This window comes from Kitasatospora sp. NPDC091276 (assembly GCF_040684355.1).
Classification (GTDB): Bacteria; Actinomycetota; Actinomycetes; order Streptomycetales; family Streptomycetaceae; genus Kitasatospora.
The window spans coordinates 24,560-49,213 of record NZ_JBFBFU010000017.1 but is presented as its reverse complement, the minus strand read 5'-3'; the positions used below and the strand labels follow the sequence as shown (position 1 = coordinate 49,213).

The 24,654-nt window shown below is 70.3% G+C and carries 14 protein-coding genes and 4 CRISPR repeat arrays; of the genes, 8 read left to right on the top strand and 6 right to left on the bottom strand.

The window, feature by feature from the left end; all coding sequences use genetic code 11:
* Window positions 1–24 precede the first annotated feature (24 nt).
* Complete coding sequence (locus AB0O19_RS21850) at window positions 25–7,401, top strand: thioester reductase domain-containing protein (RefSeq protein ID WP_363621552.1); 7,377 nt, start codon at window positions 25–27, stop codon at window positions 7,399–7,401.
* Window positions 7,402–7,622: 221 nt separating this feature from the next.
* Here the strand turns inward: AB0O19_RS21850 and AB0O19_RS21845 are convergent, their stop codons facing one another.
* On the bottom strand, window positions 7,623–9,110 hold the full coding sequence (locus AB0O19_RS21845) for an MFS transporter (RefSeq protein WP_363621550.1): 1,488 nt from the start codon (window positions 9,108–9,110) through the stop codon (window positions 7,623–7,625).
* 87 nt (window positions 9,111–9,197) lie between these two features.
* Between AB0O19_RS21845 and AB0O19_RS21840 the strand changes: the two genes are divergently transcribed.
* From AB0O19_RS21840 to AB0O19_RS21825, 4 genes are all read left to right on the top strand, one after another.
* On the top strand, window positions 9,198–9,818 hold the full coding sequence (locus AB0O19_RS21840) for a TetR/AcrR family transcriptional regulator (RefSeq protein ID WP_363588660.1): 621 nt from the start codon (window positions 9,198–9,200) through the stop codon (window positions 9,816–9,818).
* Between the two features lie 214 nt (window positions 9,819–10,032).
* Window positions 10,033–10,113 carry a tryptorubin family RiPP precursor gene (locus AB0O19_RS21835; RefSeq protein ID WP_224285092.1) on the top strand — a complete coding sequence of 27 codons (81 nt, stop codon included), beginning with the start codon at window positions 10,033–10,035 and terminating at the stop codon, window positions 10,111–10,113.
* A gap of 133 nt (window positions 10,114–10,246) precedes the next feature.
* Window positions 10,247–11,305 (top strand): cytochrome P450, encoded by a 1,059-nt coding sequence (locus AB0O19_RS21830; protein WP_363621549.1) that lies wholly within the window; start codon window positions 10,247–10,249, stop codon window positions 11,303–11,305.
* A 4-nt stretch (window positions 11,306–11,309) separates the two neighbouring features.
* Window positions 11,310–12,587 (top strand): cytochrome P450, encoded by a 1,278-nt coding sequence (locus tag AB0O19_RS21825; RefSeq protein WP_363621548.1) that lies wholly within the window; start codon window positions 11,310–11,312, stop codon window positions 12,585–12,587.
* Between the two features lie 699 nt (window positions 12,588–13,286).
* A CRISPR array of direct repeats spans window positions 13,287–14,169; the repeat unit is 29 nt; unit sequence ATCGGCCCCGCGCCCGCGGGGATTGCTCC.
* 154 nt (window positions 14,170–14,323) lie between these two features.
* On the opposite strand, the gene AB0O19_RS21820 is transcribed toward AB0O19_RS21825, so the two are convergent.
* Window positions 14,324–15,082, bottom strand: a complete 759-nt coding sequence (locus tag AB0O19_RS21820; protein ID WP_363621546.1) for a GntR family transcriptional regulator — start codon at window positions 15,080–15,082, stop codon at window positions 14,324–14,326.
* Window positions 15,083–15,752: 670 nt separating this feature from the next.
* On the opposite strand from AB0O19_RS21820, the gene AB0O19_RS21815 reads away from it, so the two are divergent.
* Window positions 15,753–16,268: a hypothetical protein gene (locus tag AB0O19_RS21815; RefSeq protein ID WP_363621545.1), complete on the top strand. Its 516-nt coding sequence runs from the start codon at window positions 15,753–15,755 to the stop codon at window positions 16,266–16,268.
* Window positions 16,269–16,506: 238 nt separating this feature from the next.
* Here the strand turns inward: AB0O19_RS21815 and AB0O19_RS21810 are convergent, their stop codons facing one another.
* From AB0O19_RS21810 to AB0O19_RS21800, 3 genes are all read right to left on the bottom strand, one after another.
* On the bottom strand, window positions 16,507–16,686 hold the full coding sequence (locus AB0O19_RS21810; RefSeq protein ID WP_363621724.1) for a helix-turn-helix transcriptional regulator: 180 nt from the start codon (window positions 16,684–16,686) through the stop codon (window positions 16,507–16,509).
* 614 nt (window positions 16,687–17,300) lie between these two features.
* Window positions 17,301–17,567: a CRISPR direct-repeat array (repeat unit 23 nt; unit sequence ATCGGCCCCGCGCTCGCGGGGAT).
* 335 nt (window positions 17,568–17,902) lie between these two features.
* Window positions 17,903–18,295: a CRISPR direct-repeat array (repeat unit 29 nt; unit sequence ATCGGCCCCGCACACGCGGGGATTGCTCC).
* A 162-nt stretch (window positions 18,296–18,457) separates the two neighbouring features.
* A complete protein-coding gene (locus tag AB0O19_RS21805; protein WP_363621543.1) occupies window positions 18,458–18,985 on the bottom strand; it encodes a hypothetical protein in 528 nt (175 codons plus the stop codon).
* Entirely contained in the window at window positions 18,982–20,139 is a 1,158-nt protein-coding gene (locus AB0O19_RS21800) for an XRE family transcriptional regulator (RefSeq protein ID WP_363621541.1), read from the bottom strand. The genes AB0O19_RS21805 and AB0O19_RS21800 overlap by 4 nt, the downstream gene beginning before the upstream one ends.
* Window positions 20,140–20,849: 710 nt before the next feature.
* Window positions 20,850–21,243: direct repeats of the CRISPR family, unit length 28 nt; unit sequence GTCGGCCCCGCGCTCGCGGGGATCGCTC.
* 339 nt (window positions 21,244–21,582) lie between these two features.
* Here AB0O19_RS21800 and AB0O19_RS21795 point away from each other — a divergent pair.
* Window positions 21,583–22,716, top strand: coding sequence for an IS630 family transposase (locus tag AB0O19_RS21795; protein ID WP_363621539.1), 1,134 nt, complete (start codon window positions 21,583–21,585; stop codon window positions 22,714–22,716).
* A gap of 172 nt (window positions 22,717–22,888) precedes the next feature.
* A complete protein-coding gene (locus AB0O19_RS21790) occupies window positions 22,889–23,299 on the top strand; it encodes a GNAT family N-acetyltransferase (RefSeq protein WP_363621537.1) in 411 nt (136 codons plus the stop codon).
* A gap of 485 nt (window positions 23,300–23,784) precedes the next feature.
* Here AB0O19_RS21790 and AB0O19_RS21785 read toward each other — a convergent pair whose 3' ends face one another.
* Window positions 23,785–24,555 carry a ricin-type beta-trefoil lectin domain protein gene (locus AB0O19_RS21785; RefSeq protein ID WP_363621535.1) on the bottom strand — a complete coding sequence of 257 codons (771 nt, stop codon included), beginning with the start codon at window positions 24,553–24,555 and terminating at the stop codon, window positions 23,785–23,787.
* Window positions 24,556–24,654 lie beyond the last annotated feature (99 nt).

Genomic DNA, 24,654 nt, shown 5'->3' with positions numbered 1-24,654 from the left:
CACAGAGCCGAGAGGTGCGATGACATGGCTCCTGACACGACCCCTTCGCTGATCCGTCCGCTGTCCGAACTGCTCGGCGGACACGCCGCCCGGATCGGGGACAAGGTGGCCTTCACCGACGCCCGGCGGGGCGTCGGCTACCGGGAACTGGATCTGCGGACCTCTCGGCTCGCCGGCCGGCTTGCCGCGCTGGGACTGGGGAACGGCGGCCGCGCCGCCGTCCTCATGGGCAACAGCGTGGAGATGGTGGAGAGCTGCCTCGCCGTCATCCGGGCGGGCGGCATCACCGTGCCGCTGAATCCGCAGGCGTCCGAGGCCGAACTGGTCCACTTCCTGCGGGACTCCGGGGCGTCGGTGGTGCTGTGCGACCCGGCACGGCTCGACGTGCTGCTGCGCGCGGTGGCCGCGTCCGGCCTGCCCCGGCCCTCGATCGTGCTCACCGGCGACTCCCCCGGCGCCGCCGCGCACGACACCGCGGACACCGCCGGGTACGACGTCACCGCGTACGAGACGCTCGCGGCCACCCCGTACGACGGGCCGGTGCCCGAGGAGAACCCGCTCGACGCTCCGGCCTGGATGCTCTACACCTCGGGCACCACCGGCCGTCCCAAGGGGGTGCTCTACTCCCTGCGCAGCTCGCTGTGGCTGGTGGAGGCCTGCCACGTGGGTGTGCTCGGGATGACGCAGGACGACCGGCTGCTGTGGCCGATGCCGCTGTTCCACGGCCTGGGCCAGAACCTGTGCGTCATGGCGGTCGTGGCCGTGGGCGCCGGCGCCCGGCTGATGAGCGGCTTCGCCCCTTCCGAGGTGCTGGACGCCCTGCGCGACGACGGGGTGACCTTCCTCGCCGGGGTACCGACGACGTACCACTACCTGCTGGACCGCGCCCGCCAGGAGCACACCCGGCTGCCTTCGCTGCGGCTGGGGTTCGTCGCCGGTTCGGCCGGCGGCGCCTCCCTCGGCAGCCGTTTCGAGGAGGCGTTCGGGGTCCCGCTGGTGGACCAGTACGGATCGACCGAGACCGGCGCGATCACCTCGAACCGGCCGACGGGCGACCGGGTCGCCGGGGCGGCCGGGCCGCCCGTTCCGGGGGTGGACATCCGCCTGGTGGACGGCGGTTCCGGTGCCGAGGTGCCCGACGGCGAGCAGGGCGAGGTCTGGGTCAGCGGCCCCAACCTGATGCTGGGCTACCACGGGCAGCCCGACGCCACGGCGGAGGTGCTGCGGGACGGCTGGTACCGCACGGGCGATCTGGCCCGCCGGGACGCCCTCGGGCAGGTGACCCTGACCGGCCGTCTCAAGGAGCTGATCATCCGGGGCGGCGAGAACATCCACCCCGTGGAGATCGAGGACGTGGTGCGCACGGCGCCGGGCGTGGCCGACGCGGCGGTGGGCGGGGAGCCCCACGAGGTGCTCGGCGAGGTGCCCGTCGCGTACGTGGTGCCCGGTCCCGAAGGCGTCGACGTCCAGGCGCTGTTCGAGCACTGCCGGACGCGGCTGTCCTTCTTCAAGGTGCCGGAGAAGGTGTACGCCGTCGAGCGCGTTCCGCGCACCGCGTCCGGGAAGGTCACCCGGCATCTGCTGGCGGACGCGGATGCCCGGTTGCTCGGTACGGCGTCCACCGGCGCGCCCGGGGAGCACGGGGAGCGCGGGGCCGAACCCGACCGGGGCGAGTGGGCGGGCCGTCTCGCGGCGCTCACGGCGGCCGAGCGGGCCCGGACGGTGCTGGACCTGGTCCGCGCCGAGGTGGCGCTCGCGCTCGGCGTCGAAGCCGAACGGGTCACGCCCACAAGGCCGTTCGTGGACCTCGGCCTCGGCTCCCTCGCCGTCGTGGCGGTCGGGCGGCAACTGTGCGCGCTGGTCGGGCTGCGGCTCCCGGCGACCGCCGTGTTCGACCACCCGACGCCCGCCGCCTTCGCGGACCGGCTGCTCTCCGAGCTGACGGAGCCGTCGGAGCCGACAGAACCGTCGGAGCTGACGGCGCCGACGGGCACCCGCACGGCCGCCGAAGCGTTCCCGGCCGAGCGCACGGCCCCCGCGGGGCCCGACCCGGACGGCGCCGAGCCGATCGCCATCATCGGCATGGCCTGCCGCTTCCCGGGCGGGGTGGAGTCGCCCGAGCAGCTGTGGGACCTCGTCGCCGCAGGCCGGGACGCCACCTCGGACTTCCCCGCCGACCGGGGCTGGGCGCTGGACACCCTGTTCGACCCCGACCCCGACCACCACGGCACCAGCTACGTCGCGCGCGGCGGCTTCCTGGCCGACCCGTCCGCGTTCGACGCCGGATTCTTCGGCATAGCCCCGCGCGAGGCGACCGCGATGGATCCGCAGCAGCGGCTGATGCTGGAGGTCGCGTGGGAGGTCTTCGAACGGGCGGGCGTCGATCCGACCGGCCTGGCCGGCTCGGAGACCGGCGTCTTCGTCGGCACCAAGGGACAGACGTACAGCACGCTCGCCGCGCCCGGGTCCGAGTACGAGGGCCATCTCGGCTTCGCCACCTCGGGCAGCGTGATGTCCGGCCGGGTGGCCTACACCCTCGGTCTGCACGGCCCCGCCGTCACCGTCGACACGGCCTGCTCCGCGTCCCTGGTGGCCCTCCACCTGGCCTGCGGCTCCCTGCGCTCCGGTGAGTCGCGGCTCGCGCTCGCGGGCGGGGTCACGGTGATGTCCACCCCGGACGACATGATCACCTTCAGCAGGCACCGGGGCCTCGCCCCGGACGGCCGGGTGAAGGCCTTCGCCGGCGCGGCGGACGGCACCGCCTTCGGCGAGGGCGCGGGGGTGCTGCTGCTCGAACGGCTCTCGGACGCGCAGCGGGCGGGCCACCGGGTGCTCGCCGTGATCCGGGGCAGCGCCGTGAACCAGGACGGCGCGTCCAACGGGCTCACCGCGCCCAACGGCCGGGCGCAGCAGCGGGTGATCCGCCGGGCGCTCGCCAACGCCCGGGTGGCCGCGCACGAGGTCGACCTGGTCGAGGCCCACGGCACGGGGACCACGCTCGGCGACCCGATCGAGGCCGAGGCGATCCTCGCCGCGTACGGGCGCGGCCGGGACCCTCAACGGCCGCTGTGGATCGGCTCGGTGAAGTCCAACATCGCCCACACCCAGGCCGCCGCGGGCATGGCCGGTGTCATCAAGCTGGTGGAGGCGATGCGGCACGCCGTACTCCCGGCGACCCTGCACGTGGACCGGCCGTCACCGCACGTCGACTGGTCGTCGGGGAACGTACGGCTGCTCGACGAGGCGCGGCCGTGGACGGCGGCCGACGGACGGCCCCGGCGCGCCGGGGTGTCCTCCTTCGCCATCAGCGGCACCAACGCCCATGTCGTCCTGGAGGAGGCGCCGCACTCCCCCTCGGCCGAGGAGAGCCCGGCCCCGGTCCGGGCGCTCACCGCCGTACCGTGGCTGCTGTCCGCGAAGTCCCCGGCCGCGCTGCGCGACCAGGCCCGCCGGCTGGAGTCGTTCCTGCGCGCGGCGCCCGGGCGGGATGCCGTGGACGTGGGGCGCACCCTGGCACTGTCCCGGGCCGGGCTCGAACACCGGGCCGCCGTCGTCGCGGACCTCGGCCGCGGCGCGGATGGGGCGGGCAGCGCGGAGGGCCTGCTGCGCGCCCTCCGCGCGCTCGCGGAGGGCGAGCCCGCGGCCGGGCTGACCACGGATCACGCCGGTGCCGCCCGGACCACGGCGTTCCTCTTCACGGGCCAGGGCTCCCAGTGGGCCGGCATGGCCCGTGAACTGTACGAGGCGTTCCCGGTGTTCGCCGAAGCGCTGGACGCGGTGTGCGACCATCTGGCGCCGCAGGTACGACAGTTGCTCCTCACCGCCGGCGACGCGGCGGACGACGGGCGCATCCATCGCACCGGTATCGCCCAACCCGCCCTGTTCGCACTGGAGGTCGCGCAGTTCGCGCTGCTGCGGTCCTGGGGGGTGCGTCCCGACGCGCTCGCCGGCCACTCCCTCGGCGAGCTGGCCGCCGCGCACGTCGCCGGGGTGTTCTCGCCGGCGGACGCGGCCAGGCTGGTCACCGCCCGGGGCGAGCTGATGCAGGCGCTACCCGAAGGCGGTGCCATGATCGCGCTGGAGGCCACGGAGGACGAGGTCCTGCCGCTGCTCGTCGGCCGGGAGTCCCGGCTGGCGATCGCCGCCGTGAACGCGCCCCGGTCCGTCGTGGTCTCGGGCGACGAGGACGCCGTGGCGGAGGTCGCCCGGGCGGTGTCCGAACGGGGCGGCAGGACCAAGCGTCTGACGGTGAGTCACGCTTTCCATTCGCCCCGGATGGACGCGGTGCTGGAGGAGTTCGAGGCCGTGGCCCGGACCGTCACCTACCGTGCGCCGGACGTGCCGATCGTCTCGACGGTCACCGGCGCCGTCGCCGGTGCGGAACTGCTGACACCCGCGTACTGGACCGGGCAGCTGCGCTCGGCCGTCCGGTTCGCCGCCGCGGTGGGGACCCTGCGGGAGCGGGGCACCGACACCTTCGTCGAACTGGGCCCGGACGCGTCCCTGACGGCCCTGGTGCGTCAGATCGCCGACGACGCCGACAGGGGTGACGGGGGTGACGGGGGTGGCCGCACGGGCGGCCACCGTGCGCTGCCGGTTTCCCGGCGTGACCGGCCCGGTGCCGCGACCGCCGTCGGTGTTGCCGCCGCGCTCCACACCGCCGGCGTCCCGGTCGACTGGGCGGCGTTCTTCGACGGCACCGCCGCCCGCCACGTCACGCTGCCGACCTACGCCTTCCAGCGCAAGCGTTACTGGCTGCCCGCACTCGCCGCCCCCGCCGCGTCACCGGTACCGACCGTGGCCGTGGAGTCGGCGGCCGGGGAGGCGGCCGGGGAGACCGCCGGGGAGACCGCCGAGAAGACGGCCCCGTCCGGGCGGGTGCTCAAGCCGGGTGAGCGCCCGGAGGTCGCCGCCCGCCTGGCCGGCGTGCTCGCCGGACTGGACGAGGAGAAGCAGCTGCTCCACATGATCGACCGGATCGCCACCCGGATCGCGGCGGTGCTCGGCCATGACAGCGCGGACGCCATCGACCCCGACGTGCCGTTCCTCGAACTCGGCGTCGACTCCCTCATGGCCGTGGAGATGCGCAACCAGTTCAGCGACTTCTGCGGGGTGAGCCTGCGCCCGACGCTCGTCTTCGAGCACCCGACCCCGGCGGTGCTCGCCGACCACCTGCTCGCGAAGGTGCTGGCCGCGGTGTCCGCCACGCCGGGCGTCGACGAGGACGCGGTGGACTTCGCCGCCGAGGTCGTCCTGGCGGCGGACGTCTCCCCCGCCGACGAGGTGATCCGGGTCGCGGACGACCCGCGGGAGGTGCTCCTCACCGGTGCGACCGGGTTCCTGGGCGCGTACCTGCTGCGCGACCTGCTGCGGACGACCCGTGCGACCGTGCACTGCCTGGTCCGCGGGGCCGACGAGGCGGACGCGTGGGCGCGGCTGCGCGAGAACCTGGAGTGGTACGAGTTCTGGGACGGCATCGACCCGGACCGGTTGTCCGTGGTCGTCGGCGATCTCGCCCGGCCGCTGCTGGGGCTGGCCCCCGAACGCTTCGACGCCCTCGCCCGCAGCGTGGACAGCGTCTACCACGCCGCCGCGACCGTCAACGGCCTCTACCCGTACTCGGCGTTGAAGGACGCGAACGTCACGGGCACCGCGGAGATCCTGCGCCTGGCCGCACGGCACCGCACCGTGCCCGTCCACCACGTCTCGTCCACCGGCGTGTTCGCCGCGGAGGCGGTCCCCGGGCAGGCCCTCCAGGTGACCGATCCGCCGGGCCCCGCCGAGGCGCTGTCGTCCGGCTACCGGCAGACGAAACTGGTGGCGGAGCAGATCATCGAACTCGCCAGGGGGCGGGGCCTGCCGGTCTCGGTCTACCGGGTGGACGAGATCTCCGGCGACTCGGAGCGCGGCTTCTGCCAGACCCACGACTTCGTCTGGCTGAGCATGAAGGGCATCGTGCAGGCCGGCGCCGTACCGCAGGATCCCGCCGGCATCTTCCACCTGGTGCCGGTCGACCACGTCAGCGCGGCGATCCTGCGGCTGTCCCGCGACGACCGGGCGGCGGGCCGCAACCACCACCTCGCCAACGGGACGCACCTCCCGTTCTCCGCGATGACGGAATCCCTCCGCTCCCTCGGCTACCACCTGGACGAACTCCGCTGGGACGCCTGGGTGCGGCGCATCCGCGCCGACCGCGACAACGCGATGGTCCCGATGATCGACGCCTTCGAATCGACCATCTACAGCGGACGCAACCACTACCTGTCCGTCGACACCTCGCAGACCCGGGAGCTGCTGGCCGGTACCGGCGTCGACTGCCCGCCGATGACGCGTGAACTCTTCGAGAAGTACGTCGGGTTCTTCGTCCGCGTCGGCTACTTCCCCGAACCGGGCGCCGGCCGCTGCCCCGAACCGGGCGTCGGCTACTTCCCCGAACCGGGCGTCGGCGACCTTCCCGGCGGCGACGCCGTGGACGGCGGTGCACAGGCCTTCCGGGTCCGGAAGGCGGCGTGGGAGGACCTTCCGGCGATGGCGGGCATCTGCTTCGAGGCCTTCAACACCCTGAACGCCTCGCTCGGTCTCGCTCCGGAGTGGTCGTCGGTGGACGAGGTGACGGAGATGTTCCGGGACCGGCTCGCGGCCCCGGGCTGCCTCGCCTACGTGGCGGTCGACGGCGCGGGCTCCGTGACGGGCTCCAACTTCCTGGTCCTGGGCGAGTCCGTCGCCGCCTTCGGCCCGCTCAGCGTCGCGCCCGGCGCGCAGGGCGGCGGTGTGGGCCGGCTGCTGATGGACGAGGTGATCGGCGCGGCCGCCCGGCACGACCGGGACTCGGTCCGGGCCGTCCAGGTGACCAACAACCTGGGCGCGTACCGGCTCTACTCCTCGCTCGGCTTCGTCCCGTACGAGCAGCTGTCCCTGGTCGCCGGGTACGCACCGCCCACCCCGGCGAACATGGCAGGCTTCACGGTGCGCGCGATGACCGAGGACGACGTGCCCGCGTGCCAGGAGCTGTACCGCTCGGTCAACGGCCATGCGCGGGACGGAGAGATCCACATGGCGGCCAAGCGGGCCTTCGGCTGGTCGCAGCCGTACGTGGTCGTGGACCGGTCGAGCGGCACGCTCGCCGGCTACACCACGGGCCTGTCCGACCTGGGCCATCTGACGGCGGCCTCGGAGGCCGCGGCACGGGCGCTGTACACGGGCGCCGGCGAGCTGATGCGCCGGGCCGTCCCCGACGGCGCACCGCCCCGGCTGCGGATCCCGGGCCGGCTGCTGCCCGAGACCCTGAGCTGGGCGTTCCGCACCCGGGGCATCGCCCTGGAGCGGCTGGAGACGCTGGTGGTGCGCGGCTCGTACACGGCGCCGCAGGAGGGGGTGTACTGCCCGGGGCTGTCCTACTGAGGCACCGTCCCTACCGAGGCACCGCCGTACACCGCCACGCACCGCCACGCACCGTCGTACAGGGAGCACGCGAGGGCGCTCACCCCGTAGCCGTCGAGGGCAGGGTGAGCGCCTTCGCGCGTCCGGAAGCCGCCGTTCGGTCGCCGCCGTCCGGAGGCCGCCGTTCGGTCGCCGTTGTTCGGTCGCCGTTGTTCGGTCGCGCGTCCGGAAGCCGCCGTTCGTCAGACCGGAGTGACCGGCACGTCGTCGCGCACGGAGCGCTCGCCCCTCGGTACGGCCAGCAGGGTGATGAGCACGCCGAGCAGGGCGAAGCCCGCCCCGACGGCGAACGCGAGCCGGAAGCCCTCCGTCATCGCGTCGGCCGTGGCCGGGCCACCGGCCTGCTTGCCCTCAAGGAGCTCCCTGATACGGGCGTTGGCCACCGAGGAGAGCACGGCGAGGCCGAGCGCGCCGCCGATCTGCTGGGTGGTGTTGATGAGGCCGGAGGCGAGACCCGACTCCTGCGGTGTCACACCGGAGACGGCGACGATGGTCACGGGCACGAACGAGAACCCGAGTCCGAGTGCCGCGACCACCGAGGGCAGGAGCACGTCCCCGGCGAACGTGCCGTCGGCGGGGATGCGGGTGAACAGCAGGAGCCCCACCGCGGTGAGCGCCAGACCGCAGGCGAGGACGGGCCTGGGTCCGACCTTGGTCACCAGCTGCGAGGCCGCACCGGCGGCGACGATGCTCGCCACCGAGAAGGGCAGATAGGACAGTCCGGCCTCCAGCGCGGAGAAGCCGAGCACCTGCTGGAGGTAGAGGGAGATGAAGAAGAACATCGACAGCAGCGCGGCGCCCACCAGCAGGGACACCGCGTTGGCGCTGGAGAGGTTGCGGTTGCGGAAGATCCGCAACGGCATCACCGGGTGCTTGACGAGGCGCAGTTCGACCAGGGCGAAGACCAGCAGCAGGACGGCCGCGAGGCCCAGCAGCCCGATGGTCCTGGCCGAGCCCCAGCCCGCCCGCTCGGCGTCCACGAGCGCGTAGACCAGCACGCTGAGACCGCCGGTGACCAGTGCGGCACCGGCGAAGTCGATGCCCGTGCGCTCGTGGCCGCGGCTCTCGCGGACGAACCCCGGCGTGAGGATGGCGGCGACGACGCAGATCGGCACGTTGACGAACATCACCCACTCCCAGCCCGCCCACTGGGTGAGCACACCGCCGAGCAGCACGCCGATGGCACCGCCCGCTCCGGCGAGCGCGCCCCAGATGCCGAGGGCCTTGTTGCGTTCGGCGCCTTCGGTGAAGGTCGTGGTGACGATCGACAGGGCGGCCGGCGCGATGATCGCGGCGCCGAGGCCCTGCCCCACCCGCGCGGCGATCAGCAGGCCCGCGGTCGGTGCGAGACCGCCGAGCAGCGACGTGGCGGCGAACAGACCGAGTCCGGTCATGAACACCCGCCGCCGTCCGAGCAGATCGGCGGTCCGGCCGCCGAGCAGCAGGAAGCCGCCGAAGGCGAGTGCGTAGGCGTTGACGATCCACTGGACGTCGGAGTCGGCGAAGTGCAGGTCCCGCTGGATCGAGGGCAGCGCGACGTTCACGATCGAGGCGTCGAGCACCACCGTCAACTGGGCGACGGCCAGGACGACGAGCGCCTTCCAGCGGAGAGGATCCGGGGAGGAGGTCGAGGTCGAGGTCGATAAGGAGGAAGTGGGAGGCACGGCCATGGGAGGGATACGCTCCTGCGGGTTAAAGTGGTAACCGGAATCGGACTCACGGTTCCGGATGGCGACGATACGGAGGCGCGGTTCCCCTTGTCAAACACCCCTTCCCCTCCCCCTTCCCGTTCCAGCACACCCACCGGCGGCAAGCTGCGCTCCGACGCCGCCCGCAACCGGCTCAAGGTGCTCGACGCCGCCCGAGCCGCCTTCTCCGAGTCCGGGCGGGACGCGCAGATGGGCGACATCGCCCGCCGGGCCGGGGTGGGCGTCGGGACGGTGTACCGCCACTTCCCGACCAAGGAATCGCTGGCGGAAGCGATCGTGGAGCACCGGTTCCAGCAGACCCTGGACTTCCTCAGGAACGAGGTGCTCCCCGACCCCGACCCCTGGCACGGCCTCGCCCGCTCCCTGGAGTTCTGCGGAACCATGCAGGAACAGGACCGGGGCTACGCGGAGACGGTCACCGCGATGGTCGGCGGCAGCACGTTCGACGCAGCGGCGATCGCCGAACTCAACGAACTCACCGACAAGGTGCTCAAGCGCGCCCAGGCCGAGGGTTCGGTGCGAGAGGACCTGACCGTCGCGGACGTGTCACCGCTCTACATCGGCCTCTGCCACGTCGTGCAGGCCGGGGTCACCGACTGGCGCCGCTACCTGGGCATCATCCTCGACGGGCTGCGCCCGCGACGGTGCGCGGACTGCTCCGGCGACTGACACCGTCAGCCGCCGGGGGGGCGAACCAGGAAAGCCGGGGGGGGCGAATCAGGAAATCCGCTGGCAAATCCCCCCACCTCCCCGAGCCTCTCGACAAGAACCTCCCCCGACAGTGAACCTGATGGGGAGCCGGCTGCGTGTCTACGTCTGTAGGGCGACTGCAGAGTCGGCTTACGTTCGCTCAGCCACCTGGTAACGAAAGGGAGACCCAAAGATGAAGATCCTGTTCGCCATCCGTGACGCGTCCTTCGCCAAGAAGAGCCTGAAGGCCAGCGCTTGGTACATCTGGTACTAAGCCGGCTGATCGGTACCTCCGGTACCTGAACAGCTGATCCGCCCCCGCCCCTGCCCCCCTCGCGGCCTCCGCCGGGAGATCGGGCCCGGGGCGGGGGCGGAGACCGGTCCCGGCAAAGTCTCGGAGACATCACATGGCACTCTCCCCCGCCTCCGCCCGTTCGCGAACCACCGTGCTCTCCCCCCGACTTGAGGCCCTACTCAGGGACCATCTGGGCAAGGACGCCGTCCGGCTCGAACCCGACACGATCGGGGTCGCCGGGCCCGAACTCACCGACCGGATCCTCGCCGCCCGGCGCGCCACCGAGATCGAACGGCCCACCTTCAAACCGCTGCACGGACGTTCGATCACCCGCACCGAGGCGTCCTCGGTGACGCGGACGATCGGCAGCGACGTGCGCGAGGCACTGAAGGCCCCGCTGCCGCCGAACATCGACCTGTCCGGCCCGTGGCCGCTCACCGGACACCTCTTCCTGCGCGACCTCATCCTCGGCCGGGACCCGCGCCGGCTGCGGATCCTGATGAGCCGCAACCTCGAACTGACGCCCCTGCTCACCTGGTTGGTGATCTCGGCCGGCGCCGCACTGCCCGGCAGGCCCAAGCCCGGCGACGACCTCACCGAACTCGGCAAGCTCACCGCGAAGGCCGCCAACTACCAGGACCGACGGTACGCGCTCGGCATGTACCGCCGAGCCGCCGCACCGGTCTGCTTCACCATCTCCACCCTGGTCGCGAACGCGCTCTGGCTCGGCGCGCCGTTCGACGACAGCACGCCGAACCGGAACATCATCTTCGAGTCGCTGCGCCTGCTGCCGCCGTCCTGGAACATCCTGCGCCGCGCCTCGCCCGAGTACCCCGCGATCGACCCGCGGATCGGCGCGGGCGACGACGTCCTCGTCCTGCCGCTGCTCTCGCACCGCGACCCGGCCCTGTGGGAGGACCCGCACGAGTTCCGCCCGGAGCGCTGGGACCACCTCGACCCGGACAGCACTCCCGGCTACCTGCCGTTCGGGCACTCCTCCGAACGCTGCTGGGGCCGGCACATGGTGATGCCGCTCGCCGAGCTGCTGCTGGACCGGATCCGTACGGCCGGCCTGGTCGTCGACCCCGAGCAGCGGACCGCCAAGGTGCCGCTGCTCGGCCTGCTCGGCGTCAGCGAGGTCCGCGTCCTGAAGCCACGCGATACACACTGATCACATGCACGCCGATCACATACGCACCGAACACAGCGCCACCGAACACAGCGCCGCCGAACCGGAGCTCGCCGACGGCCAGTTCTACGCCGACCCGCACGCCGCGTACCGCCGCTGGCGCACCGAGGGCGGCGCCCGCAAGGTCCGGTTCGGCGGCGCGGCCGGACTCGAAGGCTGGGTCGTCACCGGCCACGCCGAGTGCCGGGCCGCCCTCACCGACCCCCGGCTGAGCAAGAAGGCCGTCACCGAGGCGTTCGCCCGACACGTCGGGAACTCCGAGGGCGGCCCGGGCCGCGACCTGATGTCGCACATGCTCAACTCCGACCCCCCGGAGCACACCCGACTGCGCAAGCTGGTCCAACAGGCTTACACCGGGCGGCAGGTGTCGACCCTGCGACCGATGGTCGAGCGCCACGTCGGCGCACTGCTGGACCAGCTGGACGGCCTCGACTCGATCGAGCTGATCAGCGAGTTCGCGCTGCCGCTGCCACTCGCGGTGGTCTTCGAGCTGTTCGGCGCGCCGCAGGCCGAACGGGAGAACCTCCAAGTGCGGGGCAACGCGGTCGATGTCGCCCCGAAGGACGGCGGCGAGGCGGACGGCGGAGCGGACGGCGAAGTCTCGGTGGAGACCGCCGAAGGCATGGCGGACTACCTGCGCGCCCTGGTCGACCACAAGCGCACCCACCCGGGCGACGACCTGATCTCCGAACTGCTCGCCGCCCAGGCGGACGGCGACCGGCTGACCGAGGCCGAGATCACCTCGATGGCGTTCCTGCTCGCCATCGCCGGCCACCAGACCACCGTCAACCTGATCGCGAACGGCATCCACGCGCTGCTCAGCCACCCCGAGCAACTCGCGGCGCTGCGCGCGGATCCGGCACTGCTTCCCGGCGCGATCGAGGAAGTCCTGCGCTACGAGAGCCCGTTCAGCATCGCCTCGCTGCGCCGCACGACCGAGCCGGTGACCATCGCAGGCACCACGATCCCGGCCGGCGAGTTCGTCCAGATCGCCCTGCTCGCCGCCAACCGCGACCCGGCCGTCTTCACCGACCCCGACCGCTTCGACATCACCCGCCCGGACGCCACCCGACACCTCGCGTTCGGCCACGGCATCCACCACTGCCTCGGCGCACAACTCGGCCGCCTCCAGGCCGAGGTAGCGTTCACCGAACTGCTGCGCCGCTTCCCCGCCCTGCGCCTGGCCGAACCGGCCGAGACCGCGCAGTGGCAGGACAACCCGAGGCACCGCGGGCTGCTCAGCCTGCGGCTACTGCTGCACTGACGCCGGCAGGCCCCCACCCGCCCAGCGCCGGTGGGGGCCGAGCACATCACCTGCTCGGTCCGGGCCCGCCCATCCGACGCACCCCGTCGAGGACCAACTCCACACACCAGAACGGTCTCCACCGCGGTAAGTGGCAACTCCCCCTGATAGCCGTGCTCCCGCGCGCCGACTTCCAGGCCTCACTGCGGCGGCGCTGAAGCTCTACGACCTTCCCCATGCCCGGGGCCAACTACCCCAAGGCCAGCAACACTCACCGTGGCAACCGGCGACCTGCCCCGCCCCACTTCGCTTCGCCCAGCAGCACCCGCCGCGCACCTGTCCCACATGAACACCACCCGGCGGACAACCTCCTCAGCCACGCATCCCGCACAACCAGGCGAACAGACCTGGCCCCGCAAGACCATTCGGGCGCCGCCTCGTCACCATCGGCAGGCAGCGGCCCCGAATAATCTCGGCCACTGCCCCAGCGTCCAGCATCTACGACAGCAACAGGCTGCCCCTGACCTCGGACGGGTATCACTGCCGACGGTCCTCAACCTCCACGTGCGAGTACGCTTCGAGAACTCAGGCCACGACACCGACAACCACCCCTGAGGCAATGAAAGATGGCAACAACACATCGGCCGTTCGACGGATCCTCCACCAATCGAACTGAACCAATCAGGCCCCTCGACCGATAATCACCCCAGGTCAAAAAGCATCGGCCCCGCGCCCGCGGGGATTGCTCCTTGAAGGGGGAGGTGGTGGCCTGCTGCTGGGGATCGGCCCCGCGCCCGCGGGGATTGCTCCTCGCCTACCAGTGTGGCGAGTTGGGTCAACAGATCGGCCCCGCGCCCGCGGGGATTGCTCCGACCTGCTGAAGATGCCCGAGGCCGAGGTCAAATCGGCCCCGCGCCCGCGGGGATTGCTCCCGGGGCAGCGTGCGGGCAGATCCAGGCGGGGCATCGGCCCCGCGCCCGCGGGGATTGCTCCTCGGGGTTCATGATCGAGTTCCGTTCTGCCGCATCGGCCCCGCGCCCGCGGGGATTGCTCCCTCCGCACCGAGCTGTCCGCCATCATCGGACCATCGGCCCCGCGCCCGCGGGGATTGCTCTGCCCGAGCCCCCACCCGCCGAGCAGGTCCGTGATCGGCCCCGCGCCCGCGGGGATTGCTCCTGCCCGTGCAAGGGCGAAGGCCACGGCACCGAATCGGCCCCGCGCCCGCGGGGATTGCTCCTCCCGCTGCATCTCGCGCTGCATCCACGCAAAATCGGCCCCGCGCCCGCGGGGATTGCTCCCGCTCGGATATCGCGTGGGCGGACTTCCACGCATCGGCCCCGCGCTCGCGGGGATCGCTCCCATCGGTCGCGATGGTGGGTGGCTCCAACTCCATCGGCCCCGCACACGCGGGGATTGCTCCCGCCGCTCGATGTCCTGTTTCACCTTGTACGGGTTGGCCCCGCACATGCGGGGATTGCTCCAGCACCGGCTCGCCGGGGAACAGCACGGCCCAGTCGGCCCCGCGCTCGCGGGGATTGCTCCTCCGCCGGCCGGTATCGGGCCTTGCGCTCCTTATCGGCCCCGCGCTCGCGGGGATCGCTCCGCCCCCGCTCGGCTTCGGCCGGGCGGGGGCGCTTCGTCGTTACGGGGTGTCGTGCGTCCACTGCCACACGCCGTCCGCGTCCGGCTCATACCAGGACCGTCCGTCGGCGTACCGGCCATGCCGCCACCACACGACTGGCATCGGACCATGCAGGTCAGGAACGTGGGGCGCGCCCGTACTCAGCAACCCAGCGCGAGGTGAGCACGATGTCTGCGGTCTCAACTGGGCGCCCGGTGGCCTGGTCGTAGTAGGTCCGTTCAATTGCCATCACCGGGACAGCGGGTGCAACGCCGAGGGTCTGAGCCTCAGGTCGCGTGGCAGCCCTGGCACTCACGCGCTCAACGGGCACGCCCACGTCGATGCCGATGATCGCCATGCGGTCGGCGACGCCGATACCAGCGTGTGGACCGGCCTCGGGCAGGACAACCAAGCTGCCGCCAGTGGTGGCCATCGGTTCCCAGCTCTCTGCGAGCTGCACCGGGTCTCCGTCGGCCAGGTACACGTAGGTCGTGTGCATCACCGGATCGCCGGGCTGGATTTCCAGCCGGGCCGCGATGCGGGCCTCGGCGGCACGAGGCTGAGATTCGTGCCGCCAAGTACCGGCGACACCCTGTCTGGCGAGGGTGGCCTCCGTCGGGCTGCCGTCGCCGCGGGGTACGCGTTGACGGCGCACCAGGACGGTGGGCGGTTCCTGGCTGCGGACGTAGTAGCCGCGGCCATGGCGGGCGACGACCAGGCCCTCGGATTCGAGTAGCCGGTAGGCGTTCTGGCCGACGCCGTGGGAGTAGCCGAATTCCTCACGCAGTGCAGCGAGAGACGGCAACTGGGCTCCGGCTGCGAGCTGGCCGGTAAGGATCCGTTCGCGGATGTGGTCTGCGATGCGGAGGTAGGGGGATTCTGCGTCGCCTGCCATGCGTGTCCTCCTACGTTCCGTGCTCGGTGGGTGACAGAGTATGCGGCCAGGCCCTACTGTATGTGTAGACCTAATCCTTACATGTACTGAGGGATCGGTGCAGATCGGCATGTGCGCAGGAGCCGTGAAGGCTGCGCTCGGTCAGGCCACAGGCGCCCACGTACGCGTTACGCGCCCCAACGCTGGAGTAGTGCGCCTGAGCGTCCCGGCGCCTGTCGACGAATCAGTCGAACGCTGGGCTGATGTCCTGGCCATCGTGCAGTCCTGCACCTCATGGGGATCCACGGACGCAACTGGCGCGGTGGTCGTTTGGGTCGAACTGGAGGAGCCGCAATGATCGCCAGACCGGACGTCCCGTCCGACATCGTCATCACTCTGGACACAGCCCGGGCCGGGCACTACGTCAGCGCAGAGTGCCAACTCGGCGTCCACCACGGGTGTCCCGGCGGCCTGTGGGACGAGCGCGGTGCTCGGGTGCTGGTATGCCTCTGCGGCCGATCGGGGTGCCCCTGCGTTCGCAACCTGCCGAGCGGATCTCCCACCCGTGGCCCGAACCAGCCCCTCGCGATCAGGTCGAAACGCCCCGATCAACCCTCCGTCCCCTCCCGAGCCTGACGACGACGTCGGCCCAGGAGGTTGCACCACTCGACACACCGAGAGGAGCACTACCATGATCACTCCCGAACCCACCCCGGCGCTGGCGCCGCCCCCGACCGCTCCGGACCAGTTCGTGAGCGCGGCGACGTTCGACTCCGTCATCTCCACCGTGCTCTCCAACAACGAGGGCATGGACGTCGCGATGGCCACCCGGATCACCCGGGAAGCCATCACGTTCGTGGTCGTGGGAGCCCGCCGCCCACACCTGGCCATGGCGCCGTCCAGGATCGTGGACGAGGGCTGGCACGCGTTCCTCGTCCACACCGAGGCGTACGCCGAGTTGTGCGAGCGCGAGGGCCGGTTCGTGCACCACAGCCCGGGATTCGACCCGGGCAACTTCGACCAGGACATCATGGAGCAGACCCAGGCTGCCATCCGGGAGGCGGGCTTCGAGGTCGACCAGGAACTGTGGCGGCCGCCGACGGACGACAGCCTGGTGACCGTAGCGGCGAGCTGTCAGCACTCGCCCAGCTGTTCAATCAGGCCGATGAAGAAACCGGAGAAGCCCTGCACCAAGCCCGCTGAATAGCGGACTCGGAACGCGTAGGCTGCCGGCACACGAGTAGGAGGCATCCGATGGAGTGGATCGATCCGCGGTACGCAGACCTGGTCGCGTGCTACCGGCAGCAGGACTTCGAAGCTTTCGGGCCATTGCTCGAACGTCCCGACGGCGAGCCTGTACCCCCGCGGCTCGGGTTCGTCATGGAGCCGCTTCGAGGCGAGTAGCAGCAGGTCAAGGCCCTGACCGGCCCGATGGCCGGCCAGGGCTACTCGTCGCGGACCAGGCGCCAGAGTGTCACGCCGATTGCCCGCGCGATGGCGCCGAGTTGGTCGAGCGTCGCAGGTGCGAGGCCGTTCTCGATCCGCCCAATCGTGCGCCGGTCATGTCCGGCGCGCTCCCCAAGCCGCTCCTGCATGGGGCCCGCCTGTCGCCTGAGCGAGAGAATCCGGGCCCCGACGTCTCGCCGGTCGCGGATCTGCTGTTCGTCGGGTTGGTACGGGGCAGGTACCCCTTGATGCTGACCGGATCATGATCAAAAGTCTGTACCGATATGCCGCCACTTATAGAGCATCAGTTCGACAGGATTGACCCACCGCAGCCCGAAGGGACCAACCGGGAGCACACTCTGAGCGCCACCTACGCCATACCGGCCCCGCGCCCGCGGGGATTGCTCCGACCTGACCCGGACCCAGCTGCTCACAGTCTCGTCGGCCCAGCGCTCGCAGGGATTGTTCCGCACATTGCCATCGCCGAACTCACGCTGCTGGCAACACACTTGCGTTGGCTGCTCCGCGGCAGATCCCCAACCCGCCCGGCGGACTTACCCCACAGCGCACCCAGCCAGCCCCTGACCTCGGGCAGGTACCGCTGCCAGCGGTCCTCAATCATCGTCTCAATCTCCACGTGCGGGTACGCTTCGGGGAGTCAGGCCACGACACTGACAATCAGCCCTGGGGCAAGGAAAGATGGCAACAACGCATCGGCCGTTCGACGGGACTTCTACCGATCGAACTGAGCCAATCAAGCCCCTCAGCCGCTAATCACCGCAGGTCAGGAAGTATCGGCCCCGCGCTCGCGGGGATCGCTCCAACTCGCGCAGGATCCCGCCCGCGCGGACCGTATCGGCCCCGCGCTCGCGGGGATCGCTCCATCTCCTTGAACGTCCGGTACTTGCCGATGCGATCGGCCCCGCGCTCGCGGGGATCGCTCCTCGTCGGCGGCCCACTTGATGGCCTCTTCTTGATCGGCCCCGCGCTCGCGGGGATTACTCCATCCCGGATGAAGCTCTGTGGGAGCGCATTCCGTCGGCCCCGCGCTCGCGGGGATTGCTCTGCGGGGCACATCGCCATCGCCGAACTCACGCTGTTGGCGCCACATTTGTGGGGACTGATCCGTGGCAGATCCCCAACCCACCCGGCGGACTTACCCCACAGCGCACCCAGCCAGCCCCTGACCTCGGACAGGTACCGATGCCAGCAGTCCTCAATCATCGTCTCAATCTCCACGCGCGGGTACGCTTCGCGGAGTCAGGCCACGACACTGACAACCAGCCCTGGGACAAGAAGAAATGACAACAGCACATCGGCTGTTCGACGGGACCTCTACCAATCGAACTGAATCAATCAAGCCCCTCAGCCGCTAATCACCGCAGGTCAGAAAGTATCGGCCCCGCACACGCGGGGATTGCTCCTCGGCCATCCCTGTGGTGAACCCCGGCGACGTATCGGCCCCGCACACGCGGGGATTGCTCCGGCCAGTTGGGTCCCGCCGCCCGCCGCACCGCATCGGCCCCGCACACGCGGGGATTGCTCCCGGTCCGGGCCGATCCGTGTCGGGGCTTCGCGATCGGCCCCGCACACGCGGGGATTGCTCCGTGATGCTTCGCGACCTGCCCGCGCTCGGACAATCGGCCCCGCACACGCGGGGATTGCTCCGCGTTGGCCCTGCGCTACGCAGTCCGGTTTACATCGGCCCCGCACACGCGGGGATTGCTCCGACGTCGTCTCGGCGGGCATGATCGCAACCTGGTCGGCCCCGCGCGCGGGGATTGCTCCTTGGCATCCCCCGGCCGGTGATCTCGGCGGCCCAACCGGCCCCGCACCTGCGAGGGCTTCAAGAAGCCACTGTCGTGCGATCCGATCGGGGTGTTCGGCGTGGCGACGCCGGACACCGCTGCGCCCCACCCCGGAGACTCGAGGTGGGGCGCAGCGGCGTGTTCAGCGCATCAGATCGTCTGCGGTGGCGGGCAGCCGTATGGACTGACCGTTCGTCACCATTCGCTGGAGAAGGGCGAACCCCTCCTGCTTCGAGACGATGAACCCGACGCACGCCGCCGCCATCACGTCCTTGGTGCGCATCGTCGGGATCCCTCTGTGTCGCGCGAGGTCCAGCGACGCCTTGTCGTCGCTGATCCACGTGGCCTCTTTGAACTCCACCCGGGTGCTGATGACGTGCAGGGTCTCGGACTCCCCGAGATGCTTGAGCGGATCCGACGGGCTGCCGAAGAACACACCCTGTCGAATCCGCTCCACGGCCTCGGGGTCGTCGACTTCGATCGGATCCCCCAGCCAGCGGGAGACGTCAGGTGGGTCCAGGGCCGGCAGAAATCGAGATGATCGCTTGGCTTCGTACGCCACTGCTTCCGTCCATCGACCCCGGCCGCTCAGTACGTTTTCCAGGATGTCGAGCCTGGAGACGGACGCGAAGTTGCACAGGACCGTGTTGTCGGGAAAGCAGATGATCATGGGCTGAACGCGAGCTCCGTTCCGGGATCGGACGGTGCCGCCTGCTGCTGCTCAGGCTCGAGCTGGGCGGGCTCCAGGAGGTCCAGGAGCACGTCCGGGTCGAGGTCCAGGAGGGCTGCCAGCGGCCGGACTGTCGTATCACCCGAAGCATAAGCCTTGATTGCCAGCTCTGTTAGTCGTCGAGGATGCCAACCACGTTGGCTGCGATCGGTGTTGACCATGTGTTGCTCCAGGGCCCCCGCGGCGCCGGCGATCCTGGCGCCGTCGGCTGTCAACATCGCTCCCCACTGCCTGCGCTGATCGGCAGTCAGGACTCCCAACACCTTCAACCGGGTTGCCATCGCGCTCGGCGACACGCGGTACTTCCAGGCCAGCTCCGCCACCAGGTCACCGCCGGCCGTTCGGTCCCGGGCGTCGGCCAGAACAGTGGTACGCGGCATGAGGAACTCTGCGGCGAACGCGTTCGCCTGCACTTCCATCGCGGTGGTCGACCGGCCCGGTTGCACCTTCTCGACGACTGCCTCGTCATGCGCGTCGCCGGCGAGGATATGGCCGAGTTCGTGGGCAAGGGTGAACCGCTGGCGTGTCCACACATTGGTTTTGGCAACGAGGATGAGGTCGAAGCTGTCGGTCGACCAGGACAGGCCGTCCAACTTGTCGGGAAGATCGACGCCCGCGATCTCCACATCGAAGGCCTGCTCGAAGCTTGAGGCGAGGTTCTGGGTCGAGAGGGTCCAGGGGTCGGTTCCCACTGCTTCCAGGGCGGCCTGGGCGAGCTGTGTGCCGTCGATTCCCTCTGGGCGGTCGTGGGCGCGCCTCGACAGGTCGCTCCCGATCCGCGCCAAAGCGTCGATCACCTGCTCGTACCGGCCCAGGAGTGTGCGCACTTCGTCGGTGGTGTGCTCGCAGGCGCCCGCCTTCCGAGCGGCGGCGCCGAGCGCCGAGCGCGGCTCGACGCCGCGCAGCAGCCAGTCAACGGTTCTGCCGCCGAAATCGGCGATCAGCGCTAGTTCGAGGGAGGTGAAGCGGCGTTTCCCGCCAAGCGACTTCGACAGCTTGTCTGGGGAGATTCCAATGCGCTCCGCCATGACGGCCTGGGTCTCACCCGTTGAGCCGATGACCTGACGCACGCGTTCAATCAGTCCGGCATCCATGCTGCGACCGTACAGTCGCGTTGCGATTCTCGCAATCAACATGACCAGGTTGTGACCTGGGGTTCACCCGCCTGAGTGAGTGCGCGGCGCGCACTGACGGCGACGCCTCGACAGGCACCCTGACCTGTGGAGATGCAATCGCGGCCACACGGCGATTGGGCGCCGCCAGGCGCAGCGGCGAGCCAGATCGGCAATGGCCGCTGCAATCATTGGTACAGACCACGCCGCACGTCATTGCTTCGGGGACGCGTCCACCCAAGCCCTCCCTGCGTAGGCCAGGACACGGCTGCGCAGCCGGTCAGGAGAGGCTGATGATCTGCAGAACTGTGACGCGGCGCGCCTCCTCGTTCAGCAGCAGTCGGCCTCGCGCTCGCGGGAGTTGCTCTCCGCTAGCATCAGTGCCGGTTCAGTGGCACGGGTCGGCCCCACTGTCGCGGGGATTACTCCATCTTCGGCACCATCAAGGCGAAGGCCGCGGTGTCGGCCCCGCACACGCGGGGATTGTTCCCCGAACAAGGCCAAGGGGACGGCTTGGGAGAGCTCGGCCCCGCGCTCGCGGGGATGGTTCGGGAGACCAGCCCATCACACCGGTGACCACCGGAAGCTGGTCTCGTCGAGAGGAAGAGGCATGAAGTCCGTCACGCGCCGCCTGCCTAATCGAACTGAATCAACTGACGGTCCCTGACACGAATCGCCGCAGGTCAGGAAGTGTCGGCCCCGCGCTCGCGGGGATCGCTCGACGAGGATCGCGACGGCGAGGGCCAGGCCGCCGTCGGCCCCGCGCTCGCGGGGATCGCTCTTTCCTTGCCTTCTCACACCCCCTCTGACCTGCGTCGGCCCCGCGCTCGCGGGGATCGCTCCAGGGCAAGTTCTCGGCCCAGTTGTTTCAGTCCGTCGGCCCCGCGCTCGCGGGGATCGCTCCGGGTCGCCACGTCCGGCCTGCTCGGCTGGACGGTCGGCCCCGCGCTCGCGGGGATCGCTCTCTCCCGCTGCTCCTGGCCCTCGTGCACAAGCGGTCGGCCCCGCGCTCGCGGGGATCGCTCCTGCCGCTTCGGCATCGGCTGCGCCCACATCGAGTCGGCCCCGCGCTCGCGGGGATCGCTCCAGGCCCGGCTCCCCGGCCCGCAGGCCGTTTCCGCCTCGCGCCTCCGGGTGGGGGTTGTCGGCATCAGGGGGATCTTGGTCGGCTCGCTACCTGGGCGACGGCTCCCGGCCCTCCCGGCAGTTGGGGGGATGCCGTCGTCGGTGGAGGCCAGGACTTTCTGGTGCTGCTCCTTCGTCCCGTGTGCCACGTTCGCGTGGTCCTTGGTCGACGGGAACGCCCGGTTGACCTTGGGGCATGCCGTCGTATCCCGCTAGTGCCGCATCAAGCAACGTTCGCCCTGTTGTGACGAGCCGTCCGGATGGTGATCCGGACGGCTCGTTGTACGTCATGCGGGGCGGGTGGCTGAGCGTGTGCGGGTTCGCGAGATCGATGACGATGAGGGGCAGCGGCTGCTGCGGATCGTCCGCCGGGGCACCGGCTCGGTGGTGACGTGGCGGCGGGCCCAGATGGTGTTGTTATCGGCGCAGGGCATGCCGATCGCGAAGATCGCCGAGGTGACGTTCACCAGCCCGAACCGGGTCCGGGACGTGGTCCACAACTTCAACGCCGACGGCTTCGCCTCGCTCTACCCGAAGTACAAGGGCGGCCGGCCCAGGACATTCACACTGCTTGAGCGGCGCGAGATCAAGAAGATCGCCAAGCCCAGGCCGGCCGAGCACGGCCTGCCGTTCTCGACCTGGAGCCTGGTCAAGCTGGCCGACTTCCTGGTCGCCGAGGGGGTGGTCGACGACATCAGCCACGAGGGCCTGCGCATCCTGCTCCGCGAGGAAGGCGTCTCCTTTCAACGCCTGAAGACCTGGAAGACCTCGAAGGATCCCGACTTCGCGGTCAAGAAGGCCCGCGTCGAGCACCTCTACGCCATCGCCGACGGAGAGGTCCTGCCCGAGCCCGGCGAACCCGAGGTCGTGTTCTGCCTGGACGAGTTCGGGCCGCTCAACCTCCAGCCCCACCCCGGCCGCCAGTGGGCCGAACGCGGCGGAAAGCACAAGGACCCCGACCGCGAGCCAAGGCCGCGCCGCCGGGCGACCTACACCCGCCCGCATGGCGTCCGGCACCTGTTCGCCGCCTACGACCTGGGAAAAGACCAGCTCTACGGCCACATCAAGAAGACCAAGAACCGCTCCAAGTTCCTGGAGTTCTGCCGCTACCTGCGCTCCCTCCACCCCGCCGGCACGCGCATCGCGATCATCTGCGACAACTACTCACCGCACCTGACCACCAAACGCTGCCAGCGGGTCGGAACCTGGGCCGAGGCGAACAACGTCGAGATCGCCTACACCCCGACCAACAACTCCTGGCTCAACCGCATCGAGGCCCAGTTCACCGCCCTGCGCTACTTCGCCCTCGACGGCACCGACCACCCCACCCACAAGGCCCAGGGCAGCATGATCCGCCGATACATCATCTGGCGAAACAAGCACGCCGCCGACAAGCACCTCAAAGCCCTCGTGAGCAGGGCCAACGCGGCATGACCGTCAACTCCTCGAAGCCCTGAACCCTTCCAGCCAGAGCACTGTGTGTCACCGAATCGCGATCGTGAACGGCCGCGGCTGACGGTCTCCTCCAGAGCCTTCGTTCAACCAAGCCGCGGTTGATCGCAGCGTCCGTTCAGCCACCGTGGACTGCTCTGGCATGATGCGCCCGGTGATCAACTACAGCACCGATCTCTCAGATCTTGCGGAGCAGGACCTGTCCGGTTTCTTCGTAGGCTGGCCGGCGCCGCCGACGGCCGCGCAGCACCTCGCCGTGCTCAAGGGCAGCTACCGCGCCGTGGTTGCCCAGGACGTTGGGACTGGGCGCATCGTGGGCTTCGTCAACATGATCAGCGACGGGGTACTAACGGGCTTCATTCCGTGGTTGGAGGTCTTGCCCGAATATCACGGGCAGGGCATCGGCCGGGAACTGGTCCGGCGGGTCCTCGCGGAAGCGGAGCATCTGTACTCCGTGGACCTGACCTGCGACGAGCCGCTGCGCGCGTATTACGAGAAGCTCGGGATGCTGCCACTGAGGGGCATGGCCGTCCGGCGGTGGCAGGTACTGGCCCCGGAGCACTGAGCCCTGCAAGGTCCTGGAATCCATGATTGATCGCTAATGGCAAGGCGTTGGCCCCGCCGAACAGGGCCAACGTTGCTTGATGCGGCACTAGTTCTGGTGCTCGGTCAGTCATGGGCCCGGATTCGGGCCCATGGCGTGATCTCTGGGGAGACATCCGGGTCTTCGGAAGCCGCCATGGTGCCCACACGGGCTCAATCGAACGCGTGCTTCTTTCTCCTTCGGAAAGGTGTCGACCTCCAGGTCGGGGTATGACACCCCCGCCGCCAGCATGGGCAACTGGCTTATAGGCGAGACTATTTGTGGCCGACAAGAGGTGGTCCCGTTGTGCGGTATGCCGCACAACGGGACCACCGGCCACCAGCAGCCGAGCTGTCAGCGGGAATCCAGCTTCCGGACCCCGTGGCTCCGGAGGTGGGATTCGAGGGGCCACCTCGGGCCGGCCGTGGGGGGCGCTCACGGCCGGCCCGGTCATGCGGGGTGGGGGATCAGTGCGGGAGGTTCCACTTCTGGTTGTCGGCGCCGTTGCAGTCCCAGATGCCGAGCTGGTTGCCGTTGTTGGTGGCGAAGCCCAGGTCGTCCAGGCAGCGGCCGGACTGCGGGTTGAGCAGCGAGCCGTCGGACTGGGCCTTCCACTGCTGGGCGCCGCTGCCGTTGCAGTCGTAGAGCTGGATCATGGTGTGGTTGGCGGTGCCGCCGCCCTGCACGTCCATGCACTTGCCGAGGGCGCGCAGCGTCCCGTCCACCCCGACGGTCCACTTCTGGGCGTTCGTGCCGTTGCAGTCGTAGATCTGGACCGCGGTGCCGTTCTTGTTCTCGCCGCCCTGGACGTCGATGCACTTGCTCGCGTAGCCGCTGATCTGGCCCTGCGGCCCGGAGACCGGCGGCGGCACCGTCCCGAGGAAGACGACCTGCGGGAACATGACGGTGTCGCCGAAGTTGCACATGGCGGTGCTCATCCCGCTGCCGACGACGGCTCCGCCGATCGCCATGCGCATGTACGGGCCGGTGTGGTTGACGTAGTACTGGCACTGCGCCTGCACGCGCCAGATCTGCAGGGGGCTGATGTCCGTACAGGTTCCGATGACCTGGCCGCCGCCGGTGGCGATGGCGCTACACCCGCCGGCCAGCGACGCACCCGAACTCGACTGCTCCGCCTGGGCGGTGGCGGGCGCGGCCTGGCGCGCGGCGGCGGATGCGGCCTGGGCGGCGGCGGGGACGGTGAGTGCCGCGGCGGAGGCCAGCAGCGTGGTCATCATGACAACAGCGGTACGGCGCATGAGGGTTGGGCCCTTTCCGTGATGACAGGGTGATGGCACTGCTCAGATGTTGCGCAGGTTTGGTCATGAGCATTGCAG